Source organism: Micromonospora sp. NPDC004551 (assembly GCF_040609975.1).
GTDB lineage: Bacteria > Actinomycetota > Actinomycetes > Mycobacteriales > Micromonosporaceae > Micromonospora.
The window spans coordinates 1-3,793 of the sequence record NZ_JBEXLM010000077.1; the positions used below are offsets into that span (position 1 = coordinate 1).

The following is a 3,793-nucleotide window of genomic DNA, read 5'->3' on the forward strand; positions in this document are numbered from 1 at the left end:
GTAGCCGGCCTGAGAGGGCGACCGGCCACACTGGGACTGAGACACGGCCCAGACTCCTACGGGAGGCAGCAGTGGGGAATATTGCACAATGGGCGGAAGCCTGATGCAGCGACGCCGCGTGAGGGATGACGGCCTTCGGGTTGTAAACCTCTTTCAGCAGGGACGAAGCGTAAGTGACGGTACCTGCAGAAGAAGCGCCGGCCAACTACGTGCCAGCAGCCGCGGTAAGACGTAGGGCGCGAGCGTTGTCCGGATTTATTGGGCGTAAAGAGCTCGTAGGCGGCTTGTCGCGTCGACTGTGAAAACCCGCAGCTCAACTGCGGGCCTGCAGTCGATACGGGCAGGCTAGAGTTCGGTAGGGGAGACTGGAATTCCTGGTGTAGCGGTGAAATGCGCAGATATCAGGAGGAACACCGGTGGCGAAGGCGGGTCTCTGGGCCGATACTGACGCTGAGGAGCGAAAGCGTGGGGAGCGAACAGGATTAGATACCCTGGTAGTCCACGCTGTAAACGTTGGGCGCTAGGTGTGGGGGGCCTCTCCGGTTCCCTGTGCCGCAGCTAACGCATTAAGCGCCCCGCCTGGGGAGTACGGCCGCAAGGCTAAAACTCAAAGGAATTGACGGGGGCCCGCACAAGCGGCGGAGCATGCGGATTAATTCGATGCAACGCGAAGAACCTTACCTGGGTTTGACATGGCCGCAAAACCTGCAGAGATGTGGGGTCCTTCGGGGGCGGTCACAGGTGGTGCATGGCTGTCGTCAGCTCGTGTCGTGAGATGTTGGGTTAAGTCCCGCAACGAGCGCAACCCTCGTTCGATGTTGCCAGCGCGTTATGGCGGGGACTCATCGAAGACTGCCGGGGTCAACTCGGAGGAAGGTGGGGATGACGTCAAGTCATCATGCCCCTTATGTCCAGGGCTTCACGCATGCTACAATGGCCGGTACAATGGGCTGCGATACCGTGAGGTGGAGCGAATCCCAAAAAGCCGGTCTCAGTTCGGATCGGGGTCTGCAACTCGACCCCGTGAAGTCGGAGTCGCTAGTAATCGCAGATCAGCAACGCTGCGGTGAATACGTTCCCGGGCCTTGTACACACCGCCCGTCACGTCACGAAAGTCGGCAACACCCGAAGCCGGTGGCCCAACCCTTGTGGAGGGAGCCGTCGAAGGTGGGGCTGGCGATTGGGACGAAGTCGTAACAAGGTAGCCGTACCGGAAGGTGCGGCTGGATCACCTCCTTTCTAAGGAGCACCTTCACCCGAAAGGGTGCAAGGAGCCCGCGCCACCCGAATGCGGTGGTGGGGTGCTCAATGGCGGAGACACTGGTGAGCTTGGTGCCGGCAACGGCCGGGTTCCTTCTAGTACGGCCACTTCGGTGGTGTGGAACGGAGACCTGGTGCGGCTGGTGGCGAGTGCAAAGCACCCTGTTGGGTCCTGAAAGAACAACCGTGGGTTGTCTTTCAGAACCATGCCCCTGCTGTGGGTGGGGGACGGTTGCCAGGCATGGCCTGGCCCTGCAAACCGGATCTGTTGAGGTCGAGGTGTGGGGCGTTTCGGGTTGTGGGTTGGTCGTTTGTTGAGAATTGCACAGTGGACGCGAGCATCTTTGTGGTCAAGTTGTCAAGGGCGAACGGTGGATGCCTTGGCACCAGGAGCCGATGAAGGACGTGGGAGGCCGCGATAGGCCTGGGGGAGCTGTCAACCAAGCTGTGATCCCAGGGTGTCCGAATGGGGAAACCCGGCACCAGTCATGTGGTGTCACCCGCACCTGAACACATAGGGTGTGTGGGGGGAACGCGGGGAAGTGAAACATCTCAGTACCCGTAGGAAGAGAAAACAATTCAGTGATTCCGTGAGTAGTGGCGAGCGAAAGCGGATTGAGGCTAAACCGGCTGCGTGTGATACCTGTCAGGGGTTGCGTGGTCGGGGTTGTGGGACCCTGCTGAACGGGCTGACACTCGTTCGAGGAGTTACAAAGTCAATGGCTAGTCGAACAGTCTGGAATGGCTGACCGTAGACGGTGATAGTCCGGTAGGTGAAAGTTGTTGACCTCCTGTGGGTGTTCCCGAGTAGCGGCGGACCCCTGAAATCTGCCGTGAATCTGCCAGGACCACCTGGTAAGCCTAAATACTTCCTGGTGACCGATAGCGGACGAGTACCGTGAGGGAATGGTGAAAAGTACCCCGGGAGGGGAGTGAAATAGTACCTGAAACCGTTCGCCTACAATCCGTCGGAGCCTTGCGGGGTGACGGCGTGCCTTTTGAAGAATGAGCCTGCGAGTTAGTGGCATGTGGCGAGGTTAACCCGTGTGGGGGAGCCGTAGCGAAAGCGAGTCTGAATAGGGCGTATTCAGTCGCATGCTCTAGACCCGAAGCGGAGTGATCTAGCCATGGGCAGGCTGAAGCGCGGGTAAGACCGCGTGGAGGGCCGAACCCACCAACGTTGAAAAGTTGGGGGATGACCTGTGGTTAGGGGTGAAAGGCCAATCAAACTCCGTGATAGCTGGTTCTCCCCGAAATGCATTTAGGTGCAGCGTCGCGTGTTTCTTGCCGGAGGTAGAGCACTGGATGGTCTAGGGGGCCCACAAGCTTACCGAAATCAGCCAAACTCCGAATGCCGGTAAGTGAGAGCGCGGCAGTGAGACTGCGGGGGATAAGCTTCGTAGTCGAGAGGGAAACAGCCCAGATCACCAGCTAAGGCCCCTAAGCGTGTGCTAAGTGGAAAAGGATGTGGGGTCGCATAGACAACCAGGAGGTTGGCTTAGAAGCAGCCACCCTTTAAAGAGTGCGTAATAGCTCACTGGTCAAGTGGTTCCGCGCCGACAATGTAGCGGGGCTCAAGCACACCGCCGAAGCTGTGGCATTCACATTTCAACCTCGCTTGGACTTGATTCCTTGTGCAGGTGTGTGGATGGGTAGGGGAGCGTCGTGCCGGGGGTGAAGCAACGGGGTGACCTAGTTGTGGACGCGGCACGAGTGAGAATGCAGGCATGAGTAGCGAAAGAAGGGTGAGAAACCCTTCCGCCGGATGACCAAGGGTTCCAGGGCCAGGCTAATCCGCCCTGGGTGAGTCGGGACCTAAGGCGAGGCCGAGAGGCGTAGTCGATGGACAACGGGTTGATATTCCCGTACCCGCGAAAGAGCGACCCTGACGAACCTCGTTGTGCTAACCACCCGAGCCGCCGATGACCTTCGGGTCTGACGTGGGGAGCGTGGGAACCTGGCGGGTAGTAGTCAAGCGATGGGGTGACGCAGGAAGGTAGCTGAGCCCGGCCGGTGGTTGTGCCGGGGTAAGCGTGTAGGCCGGCGTGTAGGCAAATCCGCACGCCATATAGGCTGAGACGTGATGCCGAGCCGATTCAGGTGAAGTCAGTGATCCTATGCTGCCGAGAAAAGCCTCTAGCGAGTTCTTAGCGGCCCGTACCCCAAACCGACACAGGTGGTCAGGTAGAGAATACCGAGGCGATCGGGCGAACTGTGGTTAAGGAACTCGGCAAATTGCCCCCGTAACTTAGGGAGAAGGGGGGCCGGAGACGTGAAGCCCCGCGCGGGTGGAGCGTTGTATGGCCGCAGAGAGCAGGGGGAAGCGACTGTTTACTAAAAACACAGGTCCATGCGAAGAAGTAATTCGATGTATATGGACTGACGCCTGCCCGGTGCTGGAACGTTAAGGGGACCTGTTAGCTCTTCGGGGCGAAGCGGAGAACTTAAGCGCCAGTAAACGGCGGTGGTAACTATAACCATCCTAAGGTAGCGAAATTCCTTGTCGGGTAAGTTCCGACCTGCACGAATGGCG

2 rRNA genes are annotated in these 3,793 nt (G+C 58.8%); both read left to right on the plus strand.

Annotated features, from left to right (window positions below):
• Positions 1-1,239 (plus strand): 16S ribosomal RNA (locus ABZW14_RS34145); the annotation flags it as partial.
• A 369-nt stretch (positions 1,240-1,608) separates the two neighbouring features.
• Positions 1,609-3,793, plus strand: a 23S ribosomal RNA gene (locus ABZW14_RS34150); the annotation flags it as partial.